This is a genomic window from Streptomyces sp. NRRL WC-3549 (genome assembly GCF_000721935.1).
In the GTDB taxonomy this organism is placed as follows: Bacteria; Actinomycetota; Actinomycetes; order Streptomycetales; family Streptomycetaceae; genus Streptomyces.
In genome coordinates, this window is the sequence record NZ_KL585413.1 from 28,667 (window position 1) to 30,684 (window position 2,018).

Consider the following 2,018-nt stretch of genomic DNA (forward strand, 5'->3'; position numbering starts at 1 on the left):
GCCGCTGTCGCACCTCGTGGAGGACGTCCCGGTCCTCTCGGCCAACGGCGTCGCCAACCGCTGACGTCCCCGGGGAGTGCGGGCGGCCCTGCCGGCCCGCACCCCCCACGCGGCACCGTTCACGACGATGCCCACCACTCCACGGGGGGTGGTGGGCATCGTCGTACGCGGACGCCGGTCAGGACAGGCTGCGCACCGGCAGGAGGCAGTGGGCCGAGGTGCTGACGACCTCGGGATCGCAGACGAAGGAGCGCAGCAACTCCTCACCGACCGGCTGCCCGGGGGCGGCGGCCGGCCAGGGACGCGTCGCGAACATCCCGTGCACCGCGCCCTCGGCCCGCGCCACGGCGAGCCACTCCGGGGGGACGGTGTACTGGGCCTTGAAGTGAGGAAGCGTCAGGACGGCCTGGCCCGCCTGGACGAGGAGCTTCACCGGGAGGTTCGGCGTCTCGGCGGCGTCCAGCGTCTCGCCGCCCACCCGCAACCCGCTGCGTTCGAGGGCCGCGCGCATGGCCCGCTCTCCGGTCTCCGGACCGTCCTGCCCGTCGCCGAGCGAGTAGGTGAGGAGGAAGGCGGTGCCGCCGTCCCCGTCCGGGCGCTCGCCGCTCCACGCGAGGAGGACCTGGGTGCCCAACTGGGCTTGTGTGAACGTGCCGGTGGCCATCTGGGGTGAGGTCATGTCCGGCACCCTAATGGCCAGGAACCGTCCGACCTGCACGCGTATCACCCGATCGTGGGAGATCTCCCGAACTCTCCGGTGAACCACCGGTCAGGGAAGGCGGCGGCCGTAAATCGGTTGACGCCGCCGGGTGATGTGCCGTTAAGGTGTGCCGAGTTCGCGAGATCCGCCGCATACGAGGAAACAGGAGGTGAGGACATTGATGACTGTCGTCGCGATGGGCGCTGCCCACGACCCGAAGAGCATCGTTCCCACCCCTGTGGCCACCGGCTGACCCGGACCTTTCCCTCCGCGCCCGAGAGCGCGGTGCCGGGGCCACCCTTGTGAAGGGTTTCCCTTGTCTTTCCCCATGCTTCAGCCGTCCCTCCCCTCGCACCCGCTGGCCCCCTACGGCTGGGACGAGGACTGGGCCGCCGTCTTCGCCCCGTACGCCGAGCAGGGCCTCCTGCCGGGGCGGGTGGTGCGGGTGGACCGCGGTCAGTGCGACGTGGTCACCGCGGACGGCACCCTCCGGGCGGACACCGCGTTCGTGGTGCCCCGCGATCCGATGCGGATCGTCTGCACCGGCGACTGGGTGGCCGTCGATCCGGACGGCGACCCGCGGTTCGTCCGCGCCCTGCTGCCCCGGCGGACCGCCTTCGTACGGTCGACGTCCTCGCAGCGCTCCGAGGGCCAGGTCCTGGCCACCAACATCGAACACGTCGTCATCTGCGTCTCGCTCGCCGTCGAACTGGACCTCGGCCGACTGGAGCGCTTCCTGGCCCTGGCCATGTCCAGCACCGCCGGAGCAGCCCTGCTCGGTGACGGCGCCCAGGCACCGGAACACGAGGCGCGGCCGGTCGTCCTGCTCACCAAGGCCGACCTCGTCCCCGACGCCGCCACGCTGTCCCACCTGGTCCAGGACGTCGAGCGCACCGCTCCGGGGGTGCCGGTGCTGCCCGTCAGCTCCGCCACCGGGGATGGGGTCGACGTGTTCCGGGCCGTCGTCGCCGACGGCACCAGCGTGCTCCTCGGGATCTCCGGCGCCGGGAAGTCGACCCTCGCCAACACCCTGCTCGGCGAGGAGGCGATGGGAGTACAGGAGGCCCGCGAGGTGGACGGCAAGGGCCGGCACACCACCACGACGCGCAACCTCCTCCTGCTGCCCGGCGGCGGCGTCCTCATCGACACCCCCGGACTGCGCGGAGTCGGCCTCTGGGACGCGGAGGCGGGCGTCGGGCAGGTCTTCTCGGAGATCGAGGAGCTGGCCGGGGAGTGCCGCTTCCACGACTGCGCGCACGGGAGCGAGCCGGGCTGCGCGGTCCTGGGCGCCGTCGAGGACCTGTCTCTTATACACATC

The 2,018-nt window shown here is 72.1% G+C and carries 2 protein-coding genes; one reads left to right on the plus strand and one right to left on the minus strand.

Translation table 11 applies throughout. From position 1 onward, the window contains the following. Window positions 1–178: 178 nt before the first annotated feature. The gene (locus tag IH13_RS0120935) at window positions 179–679 is read right to left on the minus strand and encodes a DUF5949 family protein (RefSeq protein WP_031086676.1); all 501 of its coding nucleotides are present in this window, start codon (window positions 677–679) and stop codon (window positions 179–181) included. A gap of 349 nt (window positions 680–1,028) precedes the next feature. On the opposite strand from IH13_RS0120935, the gene rsgA reads away from it, so the two are divergent. Beyond that, window positions 1,029–2,018, plus strand: a 990-nt coding sequence (rsgA, locus tag IH13_RS0120940; RefSeq protein WP_199814777.1) for a ribosome small subunit-dependent GTPase A, incomplete at its 3' end; no start/stop codon positions are given.